1 protein-coding gene is annotated in these 373 nt (G+C 52.3%); it reads right to left on the minus strand.

Annotated features, from left to right (window positions below):
• Positions 1 to 373 (minus strand): fimbrial biogenesis chaperone (locus tag BT993_RS06915; RefSeq protein ID WP_143604320.1); only part of this gene is annotated, 373 nt, incomplete at both ends.

The following is a 373-nucleotide window of genomic DNA, read 5'->3' on the forward strand; positions in this document are numbered from 1 at the left end:
CAGTCCCGTTGACGGGGTAATACTGTGTGGAGAATGGCGCAAGCATTGCCCCCGCCTCTGTCCCTTTCACATCCATGCGCTTACCGTCTACATTCAGCCGGGACAGGGTCACGTAATACGGCGTGGGATTGCTAATACCCAGTCCATGTTCCGTATTGCTGAAAGTCAGCTTTTTGGCCGCTTCACTCGCCGGCATTGACAGCCCGGAAGGCCGGTAAAACAGTTTAATCACCGACTGTATACCGACTGAAATACGGGCTGACACACCAGACTGTGTCCCTTCGGCGGCATCTGATGTCGAAGGAATAGCCAAAAAACTCAAATAAAAAACCGATTCACGATCCGCAGGTAATTGTGCTGCGCCATTACGGAC

The organism is Streptobacillus ratti, from assembly GCF_001891165.1.
Classification (GTDB): Bacteria; Fusobacteriota; Fusobacteriia; order Fusobacteriales; family Leptotrichiaceae; genus Streptobacillus; species Streptobacillus ratti.